This window comes from Sulfurovum sp. (assembly GCF_041562805.1).
Taxonomy (GTDB): domain Bacteria; phylum Campylobacterota; class Campylobacteria; order Campylobacterales; family Sulfurovaceae; genus Sulfurovum.
Genome location: NZ_JBFFOH010000049.1, coordinates 1 through 16186, shown reverse-complemented (window position 1 = coordinate 16186; position 16186 = coordinate 1). Strand labels below are relative to the sequence as shown.

The 16186-nt window shown below is 34.0% G+C and carries 15 protein-coding genes; all 15 read right to left on the bottom strand.

The genetic code is table 11. From position 1 onward, the window contains the following. Positions 1-591: 591 nt before the first annotated feature. Positions 592-1743 carry a glycosyltransferase gene (locus ABYK33_RS07750; protein WP_373032505.1) on the bottom strand — a complete coding sequence of 384 codons (1152 nt, stop codon included), beginning with the start codon at positions 1741-1743 and terminating at the stop codon, positions 592-594. A 13-nt stretch (positions 1744-1756) separates the two neighbouring features. Continuing rightward, positions 1757-3049, bottom strand: a complete 1293-nt coding sequence (locus ABYK33_RS07745) for an O-antigen polymerase (protein WP_373032503.1) — start codon at positions 3047-3049, stop codon at positions 1757-1759. Continuing rightward, on the bottom strand, positions 3046-4284 hold the full coding sequence (locus tag ABYK33_RS07740) for a hypothetical protein (protein WP_373032502.1): 1239 nt from the start codon (positions 4282-4284) through the stop codon (positions 3046-3048). The genes ABYK33_RS07745 and ABYK33_RS07740 overlap by 4 nt, the downstream gene beginning before the upstream one ends. Continuing rightward, entirely contained in the window at positions 4277-5023 is a 747-nt protein-coding gene (locus ABYK33_RS07735) for a hypothetical protein (RefSeq protein WP_373032501.1), read from the bottom strand. Before ABYK33_RS07735 ends, ABYK33_RS07740 begins: the two co-directional genes overlap by 8 nt. Further along, complete coding sequence (locus ABYK33_RS07730) at positions 5013-6365, bottom strand: hypothetical protein (protein ID WP_373032499.1); 1353 nt, start codon at positions 6363-6365, stop codon at positions 5013-5015. The genes ABYK33_RS07735 and ABYK33_RS07730 overlap by 11 nt, the downstream gene beginning before the upstream one ends. Before the next feature lie 4 nt (positions 6366-6369). Beyond that, complete coding sequence (locus ABYK33_RS07725; RefSeq protein ID WP_373032498.1) at positions 6370-6807, bottom strand: DapH/DapD/GlmU-related protein; 438 nt, start codon at positions 6805-6807, stop codon at positions 6370-6372. A gap of 68 nt (positions 6808-6875) precedes the next feature. Then, on the bottom strand, positions 6876-7790 hold the full coding sequence (locus tag ABYK33_RS07720) for a phytanoyl-CoA dioxygenase family protein (protein WP_373032496.1): 915 nt from the start codon (positions 7788-7790) through the stop codon (positions 6876-6878). Between the two features lie 12 nt (positions 7791-7802). Then, positions 7803-8840: a pseudaminic acid synthase gene (gene pseI, locus ABYK33_RS07715; protein ID WP_373032495.1), complete on the bottom strand. Its 1038-nt coding sequence runs from the start codon at positions 8838-8840 to the stop codon at positions 7803-7805. Continuing rightward, the gene (gene pseG / locus ABYK33_RS07710) at positions 8827-10206 is read right to left on the bottom strand and encodes a UDP-2,4-diacetamido-2,4,6-trideoxy-beta-L-altropyranose hydrolase (RefSeq protein WP_373032493.1); all 1380 of its coding nucleotides are present in this window, start codon (positions 10204-10206) and stop codon (positions 8827-8829) included. Before pseG ends, pseI begins: the two co-directional genes overlap by 14 nt. A gap of 3 nt (positions 10207-10209) precedes the next feature. Continuing rightward, complete coding sequence (locus tag ABYK33_RS07705; RefSeq protein WP_373032492.1) at positions 10210-11520, bottom strand: aminotransferase class III-fold pyridoxal phosphate-dependent enzyme; 1311 nt, start codon at positions 11518-11520, stop codon at positions 10210-10212. Next, positions 11513-12049 carry a GNAT family N-acetyltransferase gene (locus tag ABYK33_RS07700; protein ID WP_373032491.1) on the bottom strand — a complete coding sequence of 179 codons (537 nt, stop codon included), beginning with the start codon at positions 12047-12049 and terminating at the stop codon, positions 11513-11515. Before ABYK33_RS07700 ends, ABYK33_RS07705 begins: the two co-directional genes overlap by 8 nt. Positions 12050-12053: 4 nt before the next feature. Next, entirely contained in the window at positions 12054-12815 is a 762-nt protein-coding gene (locus tag ABYK33_RS07695) for a cytidylyltransferase domain-containing protein (protein ID WP_373032490.1), read from the bottom strand. Next, positions 12815-13720, bottom strand: coding sequence for an aldo/keto reductase (locus ABYK33_RS07690; protein WP_373032489.1), 906 nt, complete (start codon positions 13718-13720; stop codon positions 12815-12817). The genes ABYK33_RS07695 and ABYK33_RS07690 overlap by 1 nt, the downstream gene beginning before the upstream one ends. Continuing rightward, positions 13707-14840 (bottom strand): UDP-4-amino-4,6-dideoxy-N-acetyl-beta-L-altrosamine transaminase, encoded by a 1134-nt coding sequence (gene pseC, locus ABYK33_RS07685; RefSeq protein ID WP_373032488.1) that lies wholly within the window; start codon positions 14838-14840, stop codon positions 13707-13709. The genes ABYK33_RS07690 and pseC overlap by 14 nt, the downstream gene beginning before the upstream one ends. Position 14841: 1 nt before the next feature. After that, the gene (gene pseB / locus ABYK33_RS07680; RefSeq protein WP_373032487.1) at positions 14842-15828 is read right to left on the bottom strand and encodes a UDP-N-acetylglucosamine 4,6-dehydratase (inverting); all 987 of its coding nucleotides are present in this window, start codon (positions 15826-15828) and stop codon (positions 14842-14844) included. Positions 15829-16186: the final 358 nt, after the last annotated feature.

The following is a 16186-nucleotide window of genomic DNA, read 5'->3' as shown; positions in this document are numbered from 1 at the left end:
TAGAGATCTTAAATGTAAAGACCAATGAACACACTATTGAGCTTCCGTTTGTTTTAAAGAGTGCATAGTCATTTCTCTTTAACACCATAAATCCGTACCCGAGGGGGCAGACCCTGGGGGACCGCTCTTAATCTGCGCAAATCAGAGAAATCTGCTGATAAACGCTCTCGCTCTTGAATTCGTGCCATTGGTGCAATTCGTGGATAAGGACTATGTGGTACATGCTAAGTGCTAAGTGGTACGTGCTACGATCTTTTTCTTACCCACAGATTAGTGGCCACTGCTCTTGACCTTACATGTTCGCGGCCCTTGCAGGGCTTACGAACCCCGTTTAAAAAACTGCGGGATCTTGGAGATGTTTTTAAAGATAAGAGTGCCGAGGTGGCCGACGCAGTTGTTGCGCATAGCGCGGATGTCCTCTCTTGTTTTGAGTATGATGTTTTTAAGACTTCTGTTGCTGGCACCGCCGACACGCATCTTGACAAGCACTTCGGGGATGTAGCGCGTTGTTATGCCTTCTCTGCCGAGAAAACGGAGTATGGAGTCGTAGTCGGCGCTCCGCCCGCTACTAAGATCATAATATTTCTTTTTTCATCTATTTTCTAACTCAACGTTATCATCAAATAACTTTTTGTAAAGTTCAATAGTCTTATCACCCATTTTTTCTCGTAAAAAATTATTTTGAAATCTTTCCCTTGCATTTTGAGAAAACCTTTGATAAGTCTTTTCATCTGACATAATAGTTTTACAAGCTTCGGCAATTGCTTCAGCATCTTTAATTGGAACATTTAGACCACTAACGCCGTCTTTATTTACCCAATCTACCCCTGAACCTTTGATATTTGTAGCAACAATAGGTTTTCCAAAACTCATGGCTTCAATTTGAACGACACCAAATGCTTCTGACTTTGCTATCGATGGTAAACAAAAAAGATCACAAGCCTTAAAATAATTTCCAAGATCATAATCTTCGATTCTTCCTAAAAGCTTAACACGGTCTTCTAGTTTTTCTTTTTTGATTTTCTGTTCTAACTCTTCTTTGAGTTCACCCTTACCACCAATAAGTATGATAAATGAATCATCTAAATATTTTCCAGCGTCTATAAGGTACTCAAATCCTTTATAATAGATCAAACGACCGAGTGTAAATATAATTTTTTTGTTTTTATATTTCTCTTTGATACTTTGTACTTTCGCATCAGTATATTGCATTTTATATTCATCTATACCAAGTGGAATAGAAATACATTTATCTATGTATGGCTGCAATACTAATGACTCTTCCATATATTTAGGGCTTGTAGTAATGATAGAATCTGCTCTTCTAAGCAACCAAGTCTGCAATGGCTCATACAGCTTAAGCAAATATTTTTGTTTTATGATATCACTGTGCCAATGTAAAACAATTTTTTGATTTGTATTTACCAAAAGCAACGCCAAGTTTACCATAGGATTAGGAAGGTGTATATGTAAAATATCGTAATTATTTGCTTTTTTTCTTAATTTAGTTATAAGTTGTGGAGTTATTGATGTAGAAAAATGCACACCCCAAGACTTAGTCCGAAAAACATTATAGCCATTCATAGTTTCATCAGAATATTCATTTTTTTCATTTGAACATAAAACATCAGTTTTGATACCTTGAGCATTAAGATACTCTGTTATATCAAAGGTAACTGTTTCTATTCCGCCATTATAAGGTGAATAAAATTTACCTAATTGTAGAACTTTCTTTTTTCTCATTTTTTCCCTTTTGTTATGTACAAAAAGCTAACGTATCTTTATTCAAAAATCTCTTAGCAATCAAATGGCTTAATAAAGAAGCTATTATAAGATACATTCCCTGCGCATATACCAAAAGACTAACTACAAGTGAAAAAAACAATATAATCAACAGATAGAAATAAAGAGGCAAAAGCGTGATATTTCCTTTTTTAATGATGTTTGATGCAATTCTTCCAATGGTAAAACTAAACAGAAAGCTAAAGAAAACACCTATATATGCGAAATCGTAATAAACAGGTCCAAAAAAAGTTGTATAAATGCCTGCACGGATTTGTGCATTGTTAATAAAATCTAAATCAAAATGAATTATCTTAGAAAAGAATTTCATAATAATAAAAAAGTTCTGTCCCCCATATGTAATATGTTCTGTATCAAAAACATCCACCATATATAATAACTCGAAAACACCATGTATAAAATATTGTACAAAATTTATCATTCCTATGTAGAAGTAATAAATAAAATTTCCTTGCATAGAATATAAAAAATTAGTCCACTCCATATCTAACTTAACAAAATGTGCATATCCTGAAATTTGCGTACTTAAGATAGGATCCATTCCAAGACTTTCCGTTCGAAAAGAAAATAGATAACCACTTAAAGAAAACATTATTCCCAAAAAAGTAATTCCTATTATTAATGTTTTTATATTAAGTTTAAGTTTGAAAAAATTAAAAGCACCAAAGTAAAAAACAGTTAAAGCCACGAAAACTAGTGCTGAAGACCTTGAACCAAAAAACAAACCATCAATAATTGGAAATAACGAAACCGGTAAAACAAGAGATAGCCAAACTGTAGATATTGCTTCAATTCGTTTTAAAAAGAGATAATAAAAAAGTATAATAAAACTAAATGGATATAAAATAGCAGATATGATTGAAATCAGTCCTGAACTTTGGGCAGAAAGGGCTTCTCTGTTTTCAACAATGTCTAACGCTAAGGTTGCACCTCTAAAATAATATTTATCAATTATTCTTAGAAGCACACCTACAATTGCAACCATCAAAATAATTTTAAACACTTTTTTTAAGACTTTAATGTTAATAGTTATTTGAATTTTTCTAGCTTGAAAAGTTAATTTTTTATAACCAAACAGTAAACCTAAATATAATGCTGAGATGGAGACAAGCAAGTATGACCAGCTGTAAACAGTACCAGTATATGTTGGTGTTAGAGGGCTTATGAAAAAGATAAAAAGATATAGCATTAGTCCCCATGTCAACACACTAAAAGGTGAGGGAATATTTATAGAAACCTTTTTCATACTTTGATCTCCGATAAGAAAATTGTTATAACCAATATCAACACAAAAAAACTATTTATAAAAGTGAATTTAGCCTTCAATATAAATTTATGAATAATAAATAATTGATAAAAAATTATAGCAGCAAAAGAAATAAGCCAACTAGATGTAATCAAATAAATTGTATCTTTATCATCCTGGTGAAAATTGTAAATTATTAAAAAAATGATTATTCCCAACAAATTAGCCCATAGCTGATGGATAGATTTGTCTTCTCTATAAAGTAGCCCTTCTAAAGAAGCAGTAAGTGTCCATAATGCTATGATAGCAATCATTAGAACCTGAACTGAAATGTCAAGGTCGGGTAATGGAAGATATTTGACTTCATATGCATTTGCTAAATACAAAAAAGTTAGAATAAAAAATCCAAGAATATAGATTCCTAAACTTATACTTGCGATAAACTTATCAAAATCAGGATAGGACTTAGTATATAAATCACGAAAAAACATTACTATGATAAACTGATAAACCACCAATGCCATAGCAGCCCATCTAAAGTATAGAGAAAATTCCCCTACAAGTACCATCGATTCAGATCCTAATAGCATTTTAGGTAAATTAAAGAAGAAAATCACCATTCCCCCAGAAAGCATAATAGGAAAACCTCGTTTTAAGAATTTTCTTATTTCATTTTTAGTTACCGTGGTAGTTCTATCAATCGTTGAATTTAAAAAAACACCCAGTATCATTGCAAAAATAGAAAAACTTACAACATAAGGTAGTTTTGAATCTTCTTGAAATAAAGCTAGCATGAGCAAGATAAGTAGAACAATATATATACCGCTATCTATAATACTTGCACGAGCACCTAACCCACTAGCTTTCATATATGCACTCAAAGCATACTGAACAACAAAAAATGAACTCATCCCCAACACCAGGACTATCGATACTTCATGAAAAAAAATAGCTATAATAATGCTTAAAAAAGCTAATATGAAACTCAGATATACAGAATATGTTTGCCCAATGTATATTAATGCACTTTGTTCATTTTTAACTTTTTCAAATGCTATAGTGTTGCCTGCACCCAATGTGATCACTGTACTGATTATCATAGCTATAGACAGAGACCATTCAAACAATCCATAGGATGATTTATCTAACAAATATGCAGCGAATAAAGGTGCTATCAATACGATGGATTTAGCCAATACAAATAGCGCACCGTGTTTTAAGAGTCTGTTAATCATATTTTTTATGTATTACTTTATCATTTAATTTCGATATATTAAGCATAGGGTATTTTTGTATACCTTGATCATATTCAAACTCAACAAAACGCAAAGATTGATTAACATATAGACCGGACTTAAGCAAAGACTTTGAAATTGATGAGTTAGAACCAATAATGACACCATTTACAATTTTAATTCCTGGGTTTAATATTGATCCTGAACCAATGTAAACATTATCTCCTATACTTATAGATCCATCTACTCTATAACGACCTGGTCCTGTTAGAGCATGCATAAAACCATGAGACCATATTTGACTGTTATAACCAGCCAAGGTACTAAAATCACCAAACACAACTGGACGCATACAATCAATGGTATGTTTTGATGTCACTTTACTTAATTCACCTAACTTAAGCATAGAATGCCCCCAAGAAACAGGATGCTTCGCACGTACAATCTTATTTAAATTACCAATAGCAGCCTGCTTTTTCAATACAACTATTAGTGGTCCATATATCTGATTAAATTTTTGGATATAAGCACTTTCTTCTAAATATAAACAATCTACCTTTATATAGTTCCCGTGTCCGACACTACTCTTTTCACCTAAACTTACGTGTTTAACACATATGTATGAAAATCCGATTTTCACATGAGGTGCGATCTTCCATCCAACCAAACTAAGTAACATGTTTTTTATCTTACATGGAGGGAACAACAAAGAAATAAATGCAGCTATTTTAATTTTCATAAGTTTCAATTCTCTTCATAACCTCTAAAAAGCCCTCACAGACTAGATTTAAATTATCTTCATTCACACAATTTGGATTCGATACAGGATCAGAAATCAGGCCAGGATAACTTGTCGTCATCATTCGGTGAATAATATTTCGTTTAGCCTCTTGATTAGCATTTATAAATGTCCCATTTTCAAGTGTAGTAATTAACTCTACTACTTCTTGTGCATTTAACATATTTAGACACCCTGTAGATTCATTTACCATACTTACACCTAATAACCCTAAAGGTTTATTGGCTAGTACACATTCTATGGCAATAGTTCCTGTCACTGTGACAACAATATTAGACAGATTAAAAATATCTGACATAGGAACATTTCTATCTAATGCAATAATATTGTCTTGTTCACCTATGAGAGAAATTAATTCTTCTGACATTTCGTATTTACTTTTTGGGTTTGTCTTCACAACAATTACCCAATCCTTAGGAATAACATTTGCCATTTCCTGAACTAATTTTACCTGATCACGATGTGCATTACCCCAAACATCAAGGTTTGCTTCTGGCTGTAACTGAAAAGGATAAAGTAGTATTTTTTTGCTATCATTAATTGTATTTAATGAAGTGGCCAACAAATCCCATTCCTTCAATAATATCTGTACCTCTTTATCTTTCTTTATTTTTCTCAAGGGCGATGGTGTATTATATTTTTCTCCACTAAAATATGCTTGAAGGCGCATACTTTTATCTTGTATGCTTTTATGTTTTGGATAATTATATTTATTTGTTGGTACAACCGGTTTTTTCATATAATCAGGGACAATTTTTCTTTTGCCAATGCTATCAACTAAATTATCATACAGTTCTTCATCAAAGGCTAATGTTTCCCCTTGAAATGGCACTTTTGTATCATTATAGTAAAAAGAGAATCTTCCGGAAGGATAGCTTGTCGAAGCAGGATGAAGAAAAGGTATATTCTTTGTTTTGCAGATATCAATGATCATAATTTCATGAAAAAGGGTTGATTCACCAATTACCAAGTCTGGTTTTAAATCATTTATTGCTTCACTAAATTTTTCATAGTAGTAAGAATAATGATCATCAGTTCCATCAAAAAAGTTTATAATACGGTCAGTTGAACGGATATATGAGAATGATTTTAAATGTAAAGAATTTTCTTTTCTATTTTTTTTAGTAGGGTACGGAACAATATGAATATTTTCATTTGTTTGAGGTCTATAAACGTGATTTTGAACAATCCAACCTATTTCATGCCCCGCTAGCTTTAGTCTATCTGCTATACGTTCCCAAAAGTATGTACGATACATATTTTCAATAAAAACTATTTTCATATTTCTACTTTTTCATTTTAATTATACGGTTTTGTGCACTAACAAGGATTGAATTAGGAGTAACATTTTTAGAAACAACTGTACCCGCACCTATGATACTTCCTTGACCAATAGTTACCCCACTTAAGACAATAACATTGGCACCTAGCCAAACATTATCTTCTAAAATTATTTCTTTTGAAATATGTGGATAGGGAGGTTCTTTAGTAAAATCTAAACCCGCTGTTTCTATAAACACCCCTTTTGAGATACGTACATTCGAACCGATTATTATTTTACTTTTTGCACCTAATGTACATTTAGGACCAATGATTACACCTTCTCCATAGGTGATATTTTTTGCATACTTTATCTCTGTAGTCCAGTGACAGATCACTCGTTCTTTTGTTGCAGTCATCGCATAAAATTTCAAATTACTGAGTATTCTTGAAATAAAATTCATTACTTGCAATATTAATAATGTAATATGCTTAATAGGAAAATGACTGGCAATTAAAATAACATATTTCATCACTTAATATAAATCCGATTAATATATTTATCTAACTTATCTCCACCCACTATCTCAGCTACTGTTTTCAAAGGTTTAGTAGGACTATATGGTAAAGGATTTAATGTATAAACTATTTGAATAATTGCTCTATCATGTGTCTTAGGTACTGCACCCTTATGTATACCGTAAGTGTCTTCAAGAACTACTGTTCCACGTGGAGCAACATGAGGTACTATATTTTCTTTTCCAAATTTATGTTCAATTTCTTCATCAGTAAAACGTTTAATCTCTGTACATTTGTTAGTATAAGCGCTGCCTTTCACATAATAGTGTGGTCCTCCATCTATATCAACATCGTTTAAATATAAAAAAAGTTTGACTAGCTTCCAATCATCGACATCTCTATGATAATTTTGAGGATGTTCAGGTTTGGCATCAATCACAAATGAGCGCCATCCAAGTATATTATTGATCATTGGCTTACATTCCAAATAGCGTGTCACCAGACTCAAAACCTTTGGATGATTTGCTAATTTAAATATATGAGGACAGTTCACCATTACATCAGCATTAAAATTACCCACATGGGTTTCAGATGGTACATTACTATTATCAAATTCGCCAAAATCTAGTCGATAACCATCAAACATTTTTTGGTTTTCTAAATAGTTATTGATATCGTTGATTTCTCCAGGCGTTAAAAGATCAGATAGATAGATATACCCATCTTTTTCAAAATTTCTTGCTAAATCATTATCATCCTCACGTATCAGTTGAAGATAATTTGACTCTTTTGTATTTATTTTATCTGCGCATTTTTTTGCTTCATGTAGACGAGTTATAGCATCAGTCACTTTTCTTTGTTTCTTAAACTTATACCAAGCAACAGGATTTTTCATGAGTTTTAATTGTGTAAAGATCTTTCTAATCATTACCTTTTCCTTCTAGTTAATATGTTTCCAGTCTAAAGCGGTTCCCATAGAGGTAGCTTGAGTTATCTTTTTACCAATTATGTCTTTTAAATATTTAGGATGTAAGCCATATCCAGGTCTCACAGAGCGAATATTTTTCTCCGTTATCACTTCACCGGCCTTAATGTCTTCAGCCACATAAAGACTACGAGAGAATTGTCTACTTTTTTTCTTTTTCTCATTCATACTATAATCAATTTTCCCAAGTAACTTTTCGGTATCTCTCACGGCTTCTATCATCTCAGAAAACTCCTCTTTATCTAAAGAAAAATCAGCATCTGCCCCACCAATGGACTTGTCTAAGATAAAATGTTTTTCAATAACCTTTGCTCCTAATGTTGTTGCAACAACAGGAGCCGTTATACCAAGCGTATGGTCGGAAAAACCACTTATAACACCAAAAGTCTCCGCCAGGTTGGGAATTGTCAGTAGGTTTGCATCTTCTAATGAAGCGGGGTAAGCCGACGTACATTTCAGGAGGATAATACCATGGTTTCCTTCTGCTCTACAGATATCGACAGCATCCTGGATCTCCTCGATGGTTGCGATACCTGTTGAGATGATGATAGGTCTACCTTGGGAAGCGGTATAGCGAATAAGCTCATAGTCAGTTATCTCAAACGAAGCGATCTTATATGCTGAAGGTTCAAGCTGCTCTAGAAAGTCAACGGCTGTCTTATCAAATGGTGAGGAGAAGATGTCGATCCCTATCTCTCTTGCATACTCAAACAGCTCCTTATGCCACTCCCACGGGAGGAAAGCTTCTTGGTAAAGATCGTACAACTTTTTACTATCCCACAGGGTACCACCTTTAATGATAAAGTCATCATTGTCACTATCTAGAGTAATAGTGTCTGCAGTATAGGTCTGCAACTTTATGGCATTAGCTCCAATCTCTTTTGCTGCTTTAATAGTCTCTTTTGCTATTTCGATCTTACCACCATGATTTGCAGAAAGTTCTGCAATGATATAGGTACCATCTGTACTTAAATCAAAATTACCTATTTTCATTTTTTAGCTCCATATATATTATATTTTTGTTATCTACTTTCTTTATTTCTACTTCTTTGAAATCATATCTTTTGTAAAGTTTGATTGCAGGTAGATTCTCTTCTATCACAGCAGAGATCAAAGTCTTGACCTTTAAAGAATTAAAGGCATAGTCAATTATAGCCTTCATTAAAATCTGGCCGACTCCTTTTAGCTCTGGATTGGCATAGATTCCAAATTCAGTACTTCTCTTTTGGTAATCAATATTTGTGAAATCAATGACGCCAATAGCCTGACCCTCTTGTTTGACTAAAAAGTAGAGGCGGTCTTCTCTTTTGTTTAATGAATTAACATAGGCAAGATGATCTTTGATCTCTATAATCTCTTGGCTAAACATCCATTTTCTTATATTTGGATTATTGCGCCACGTCAAGACCATTCTTTTTTCATCTAAAGAGAGATCAATAAAGTTGATAAGTTCTATGCTCAGAGTCTCTAAGAGTAGTCTTATCTCATTTTCTAAGATACGTGTATTGGATTTTTCAAGTACAACAAACTTTTCTTTTAGTAAATATTGGTACATCTCATCTTGATTACTAGCTGTTTTAATGGCGATAAATGGAATATCCATATAAATGATCTCATTGACGGTAACACTTGGTGTCACAATGGCAAAGCTAGCTTCATGCATCAAACTGGCTATTTGACTTGTGTTAATATGTAAAGTGATATTTTTATTACCTAGAGTGCAGGCTTTGAGCTCATCAAGATATTGATTTGATGTTGTAGTGACAATATTTGCATGAAGATTAGGAAAGTTTTGTAAAGCTTTGATAATCTCAGGATTGAGGTTAGAGTGGTCTGCTCCACCCATGGCAATTAAGACATTTTTTTTTGCTTGATTTTTCTTTTTGTCTTTTAGTTTTTGAATTTGAAATTCATCTCTTAAAAGGGTGAACTTAGAACCACACCGAAGTTCACTGTTTCGAGGTACTAAGTCTTTGTATCTCACCGGATCAGCATACACATTGTGGTTAAGCAAGATATCACAGTGGTGTCTTTCATAAGTATCATCAAGGACAAAGATCTTTACACCAGTCTGTTCTTTTAACTCTTTCTCAAATTGGTCATTAATCCCATAATGATCGATGACTATCATATCAATAGCATCACTTTTTATAAGAGATATGAGTTCATCACTCTCATTTGAGTTAAGAATTTTGATAGTGTACTTTTTCTCTTCGATTTTATGATTGATCTGACCCGCTAGATCTTGTGTAGCAAAGGTAATCTTTGCATCTTCAAACTGCTCCGCTAAAACCAAGTCACGCATAATATGCCCGGTACCAATTGTGGAAGATGAATCTGCTCTAATCAATATATTCATTATCTATGTTAGTCTTGAAAACCCACTATGACAAACAGGTGTTTGTAAATGTTTTGCAATGTCATCTTCATTGATATAACCCGCTAGTGTACTAAAGACTTCATCTACAGCTTTTAAATAACTCTGTACGTCTTTTTCTTTCTGTGCATAAGACGCATAAAAAGCTGTCGTTGCTAAAAAGCCTTTTTCTAACATTAGTTTTGTAAATAAGGTCTTTAAGGCAAGTGATTCTTTATGGTCGAAACCGAAGTGTCCTAAAGGATAAATACCATCTACGTGAATAGCTAAACCATGTACTTTAGCTGCTGCAGTCCAACCTTCTTGAACTTTCTTTCCCATATTCCAAAGGTGTTCAACAACATTATTTTTTTGTAATGCATGAATTGTAGCTAGTGATGATACAAAACCTATACGATCAGTCCAATAAGTACTACTGATAAATGTGTCTTGAGCGGCATCCATCACCTCTTTTTTACCAAGGATAGCACCCATTGGGAAACCATTACTAATAGCTTTTCCAAATACTGCAATATCGGGTTGAATACCTAATAAAAGGTGAGCTCCACCTACATTTAAACGCCAACCAGCAGTAATCTCATCTACTATTAAGACGACATCACTTTCTTGGCTCTTTGCATGAATTGCATCAATAAAGTCTTGATTAGGATGTACATTACGTAATGGTTCCATGACGATGGCAGCTATATTACCTTTATGCTCTTCATATAAAGCTAGAAAACCATCTACATCATTATATTTAAAAGGGAAAGAGGTGCCTTTTAACCCACGCGGAACACCACGCGGAGAAAGTCCGGGGATAAGATGTCCATCTAGTGCCTCATCATCAGCAAGGTTTGCTGCAAGATACCAATCATGCCAACCATGATAGCCGCAAAAAAGAACTATATCTTTTTGTGTTTTAGCACGGGCTATTCTAACAGCGATAGCCATAGACTCACCACCACTTCGTGCATAACGAACTTTATCTGCCCAAGGATGTAAGTCACATAGCAACTCAGCTAGTTCCACTTCTTCTGGTGCATTAAGTGTTGTCATATTTCCATTATCAACGGCTTCTTTAACAGCATTATTAACAGTTTCATCTGCATAACCTAGTATACAGCTACCAATCCCCATATAACTCATATCTGTATATTGGTTGTTATCTAAATCCCAAATTTGGCAACCTTTAGCCTTGCTATAATATGCTGGCCATAAGTCAGGCAAAAACATCTCTGGTCGTTTTGATAAAAGTTGTGTTCCTCCTGGAATCAATTTCTTTGCTTTGTTGTATAGTTCCTGTGATTTACCCATTATATTCCATCCTTTTATTAATAATTTCTAGTGTTAATGTATCAACCCTATCTGAATCAAATACACAGTGTTTAATATGTCTTCCGCATTCTTCAAAACCTACTTTCTTTAATGCTTTAATAGATCCAGAGTTATTTATATATACACCAGCAGTTACTTTATAAAGCTTTAATTTACTAAAAGCGTAGTCAACTGCTAACTTTATTGACTCCGTTGCATATCCTTTACCCCACTCTTCTTTATCCCCAATGATAATTCCAAGATCAGCAAATTTGTGTTGATCATTAATATTGCCTATTTTTATATTACCTATATGCTGACCCGTCTCAGTAATAAATATTCCAAAAAGATAATCTTTTGGGCTTTTATTGATATTTTTAACAAATAATTTCAAATCATCTATATTATATTTGGCCCAACGTGATTCGGTAAATTGTAAAACTTCAGGGTCATTCATCCATCTCAAATATTGTTCTGATATAAAGTCTTCTGTTAAAGAATTGAGATATAGTCTATTTTCCTTTTTCATCTTTTTATACCCTATCTTTTTCTAAAGATTTTAAATAACCTTCATTACGATTAATTGAACTGTTAATCTCTGTAATACTAGGATTTTTTTCAATATATGAAACTACATCAGTAAAACTAAAAGCATTAGATCCAAAATGATTATAGATTTTTTCAATAACCATAAAATCAGTAGGCTCATCTACTGTCAGTCTCCATTCTGGGTGCACAGATTCTATTTTCAAATCCGCTGTTTTAAATAATCCACTCTCTCTTATATAAGGAGTCACATGCTCTTTCTCTGAAAGTTTTTTTGCCCCATTATACGCTTTTTCAAGAGTATCAAATGTAAATACTTCAGTATCTAAACCATCTGGGTAGATAGGACTCACACAATTAGCCATATAATCAAGATCAGAATCCAAAAATGCATTTATCAATTCATCGATAATAACTGCATCATGTACTGGGCAATCACCCGTTAATCGAACAATGACATCTTTATCGTTTAGATTTAATTCTTGCGCACATTTATAAAAACGTTCCAAGACATTGTCTTTTGAGCCTCTAAAAATGGAAAAGCCTGCATCAGAAACCACTTTTGCAAGTTCATCGTCGCTAGTCTCTGAACTAGTCAACAATACTAATTGATTGAGGTTCAGAGATCTTTGCACCCTCAGTAACTCTTGAATAATCATAGGTTCACCTAATAAAGGCTTTAAAACTTTTCTAGGCAATCGTGTTGAATCGGTTCTTGCTTGTAATAAAGCAACAATTTTTCGTTTCATCATAAACTCCATTGTCCCGGATTGACTATATATTCTGGTATGTCTGAAAATTTTACATTTATAAAATCTAAAATATTCTGTTCAATAACAGGTAGGTTGTTATAACTCTGGACATTTTCTTTGGCTTGATCAAGAGTATCACAACCAAATAATATTACAGAGCTTGATGTTACACTATCGACATAAGCCATGGCAAACTCTGCTATGGAAAGATTTAGCTTATTACACAATGTATGTACTTCCTCCAAATAGGGGACAGACTCAATCAAATTACCTGTCAATTGATCTGTTTTCATGAAAAACAAGCCTTGTAGAAAAAGAGAACGTATAAAAATTAGCTTGTTTGCTTTTTCTGCTTTTTTAAACCATTTATCATTAATAGCACGTTGATCAAATAGATTAAAAGGTATTTGAATGACTTTTATGTCTGGATTTTTAATGGCTCTATCAAATTCTTCTGAAGTATAAATAGAGACACCAAAATAGTTTATCAGACCTTGTTCTTGTAACAAAGTTACTTTTGCTTGATGTTTATCGTTCCAGGCAGAAAGAAGTTCACTGTCATGTAGCAACAGAGCAAATAGTTTATTGGTGCTTAACCGTACTAATGATTCATGAACTATTTTCTCTAGATCACCCATAAATAGGTCAGATTTTACTTTTGAAACAATGTTTACTTTCTCTTGTTTCTTAAGAGCTTGGCCTAAGACTTCTTCGCTATTTCCATAAGCAACTGCAGTGTCAAAACTATTAATATCATTTTGTATTAAATAATTTATTATCTCGTTAGCGCTCTCTTGGGTTGGCTTTCCTCGAGAATTGGAAATGCCATAATCAAGCCCAAGTTGAACAGTACCAAAACTGAGTTTAGAGAGTTTATGTTCTTCAAATTCAACTGTTTTCATGTAAGACCTCGAAAAGTGAGTCTATAACATAAGATTGCTCTTTGTCACTCATCTTAGGGTACATTGGAAGTGAAAAGCATTCTTCGTAGTACTTGTCCATGACAGGAGTTTTTTCATCTCCATAGCCTAAGTCTTTGTAATAAGGCTGTTTGTTGATAGGGATGTAGTGAAGTTGGATGCCAATATTTTTTTCTCTGAGTCTATTAAAAAGATCGACTTTAGTTAGGTTAAGTCTACTAAAATCTACCTGAATGACATAGAGGTGATAAGAGGAGTTACCATCATATGTATACAGTGGCTTGACAATACTCTCTTTAAAGACTTCATCATACTTTTTTACAAGTTCGATACGTCTCTGTATAAAACCATCGAGCTTTTTTAGTTGTGAAAGTCCAAGGGCACACTGCATGTCAGTAATGCGGTAATTAAACCCTAATGCGCGCATCTCATACTCCCAAGGCTTCATCTCAGGAGTCTTGACTATACCATGTCCCCTTAGCATCAGAAGTTTTTCGTAGATCTCTTTAGAGTTTGTAGTGATGGCACCGCCTTCACCTGTCGTCATATGTTTGACGGGGTGAAAGGAGAGTATAGAGATCTCACTGTTGGTACAAGAAGCCGCTTTGATGTCACCCTCTTTAGCACCGATAGCGTGTGCACAGTCTTCTAAGACAGTGACATTGTAGGTGTCTCTAAGGTATTTTAGTTTTGCTTGGTCGACCATGTTACCACTGAATGCTACAGGATAGATCGCTTTGATAGTTGGATCTTTTTGAAGTTCTTTTTCACAGAGATCAAGATCGATGTTTCCATCTGTAGCGATGTCGACAAAGATGGGTTTTGCACCGGCATAAAGGATAGCGTTGGAAGTCGCTAGAAAAGAATTGGGTGTTGTCAGTACTTTATCATCTTTTTCTAATAATACAAGCGAAGCGAGATGGAGTGCTGCCGTACCATTGGCTACGGCTACGCAGTACTTCGCACCGCAGTAATCGGCTAATGCATCTTCAAAGGCTTTGACTGTTGGGCCTGTTGTCAGATAATCTGACTCTAAGGTACCGACAACAGCGTCAATGTCGTCTTGGTCTAAAAGTTGTTTTCCGTAAGGTATAAAATTCATTTTAAGAGTTCTGTTCCATAATTAAAAATTCTTCCTTAGTTAACCATTCCGTGTTATTTAAAGAGTTATATTCAAACCCAATACCAATCTCTTTTCCCGTTTGACCTAAGGCATTTGTATCATAGTTTACTATATGAGCAAATTGTATAGTTGGTGTTATGACATAATAATCACTAAATTCTACTACTGTATCATTCTCTGTTATCATTACTTCATGCATTTTTTCCCCAGGTCTTATGCCTATGATCTTATGAGGTAAGTCTGGGGCAAGGGCTTTGGCTAAATCTGTCATCTTCATAGACGGAATTTTTGGGATAAATATCTCACCACCATGCATTCTTTTAAAATTGTTTAAAACAAAATTTACACCATCTTCAAGTGTAATTAAAAATCTTGTCATAGCTGCATCAGTAATTGGTAATTCTGTTGCTCCCTCAGCCATCAGTTGTTTAAAGAATGGGACAACAGAACCACGACTGCCAACAACATTTCCATATCGTACAACTGCAAATCTTGTTTTTCTTGTACCAACTATATTATTTGCAGCTACAAAAAGTTTGTCGGATGCCAACTTAGTAGCACCATACAGATTAATTGGTCCGGATGCTTTATCGGTTGACAATGCTATGACTTTTTCAACTTCATTTTTAATAGCTGCTTTGATGACATTTTCAGCGCCAGTAATATTAGTCTTAATACACTCCATAGGATTATATTCTGCAACTGGAACATGTTTCAATGCTGCCGCATGGATGACAAAATCAACACCATGCATAGCTTCATTTACTCTGTCTTCATCTCTAACATCACCAATAAAGTATCTCATGCATGGAGCATTGTAAGTTTGTCCCATCTCATACTGCTTTAACTCATCACGACTAAAAATTATAATTTTATTTGGTGTGTAATTTTCAAGAATCATATCTGTGTACTTTTTCCCGAAACTACCTGTTCCACCTGTGATTAGTATATTTTTGTTGTTGAACATTTTTTTCCTTTTTAGTTTGAACTCCACAAAAGTCCAGTTTTGTTTGAAAATACGGGTCAGATCTTGAGAATGCACTTTTCTTTGACTTTGAAGTCACTGACTATTGTAATCCTTGCTATATTAGTCGCGATTATATCGAGTGCCCCATTAAAACCGTGTTAGGAGAACAGAAGGGAACAGAAAGATTACTTCTGGCAGAGGGGAATGGGGAATCAGAAATGGCACGAATGTAAGAGCAAGAGCGTTTTATCAGCAGATTACTCTGATTTACTCAGATTAAGAGCAGTTTTTTTAATGCTACTTGCTTTGATTGGGGACTCTACTTATTTATCTCTATTTTTTTAATGTTCTCTACAAG

Coding starts and splice junctions, on each gene's coding strand:
- ABYK33_RS07750 (WP_373032505.1), bottom strand. CDS start 1,743: ATGAGAAAAAAGAAAGTTCTACAATTAGGTAAATTTTATTCACCTTAT.
- ABYK33_RS07745 (WP_373032503.1), bottom strand. CDS start 3,049: ATGAAAAAGGTTTCTATAAATATTCCCTCACCTTTTAGTGTGTTGACA.
- ABYK33_RS07740 (WP_373032502.1), bottom strand. CDS start 4,284: ATGATTAACAGACTCTTAAAACACGGTGCGCTATTTGTATTGGCTAAA.
- ABYK33_RS07735 (WP_373032501.1), bottom strand. CDS start 5,023: ATGAAAATTAAAATAGCTGCATTTATTTCTTTGTTGTTCCCTCCATGT.
- ABYK33_RS07730 (WP_373032499.1), bottom strand. CDS start 6,365: ATGAAAATAGTTTTTATTGAAAATATGTATCGTACATACTTTTGGGAA.
- ABYK33_RS07725 (WP_373032498.1), bottom strand. CDS start 6,807: ATGAATTTTATTTCAAGAATACTCAGTAATTTGAAATTTTATGCGATG.
- ABYK33_RS07720 (WP_373032496.1), bottom strand. CDS start 7,790: ATGATTAGAAAGATCTTTACACAATTAAAACTCATGAAAAATCCTGTT.
- pseI (WP_373032495.1), bottom strand. CDS start 8,840: ATGAAAATAGGTAATTTTGATTTAAGTACAGATGGTACCTATATCATT.
- pseG (WP_373032493.1), bottom strand. CDS start 10,206: ATGAATATATTGATTAGAGCAGATTCATCTTCCACAATTGGTACCGGG.
- ABYK33_RS07705 (WP_373032492.1), bottom strand. CDS start 11,520: ATGGGTAAATCACAGGAACTATACAACAAAGCAAAGAAATTGATTCCA.
- ABYK33_RS07700 (WP_373032491.1), bottom strand. CDS start 12,049: ATGAAAAAGGAAAATAGACTATATCTCAATTCTTTAACAGAAGACTTT.
- ABYK33_RS07695 (WP_373032490.1), bottom strand. CDS start 12,815: ATGAAACGAAAAATTGTTGCTTTATTACAAGCAAGAACCGATTCAACA.
- ABYK33_RS07690 (WP_373032489.1), bottom strand. CDS start 13,720: ATGAAAACAGTTGAATTTGAAGAACATAAACTCTCTAAACTCAGTTTT.
- pseC (WP_373032488.1), bottom strand. CDS start 14,840: ATGAATTTTATACCTTACGGAAAACAACTTTTAGACCAAGACGACATT.
- pseB (WP_373032487.1), bottom strand. CDS start 15,828: ATGTTCAACAACAAAAATATACTAATCACAGGTGGAACAGGTAGTTTC.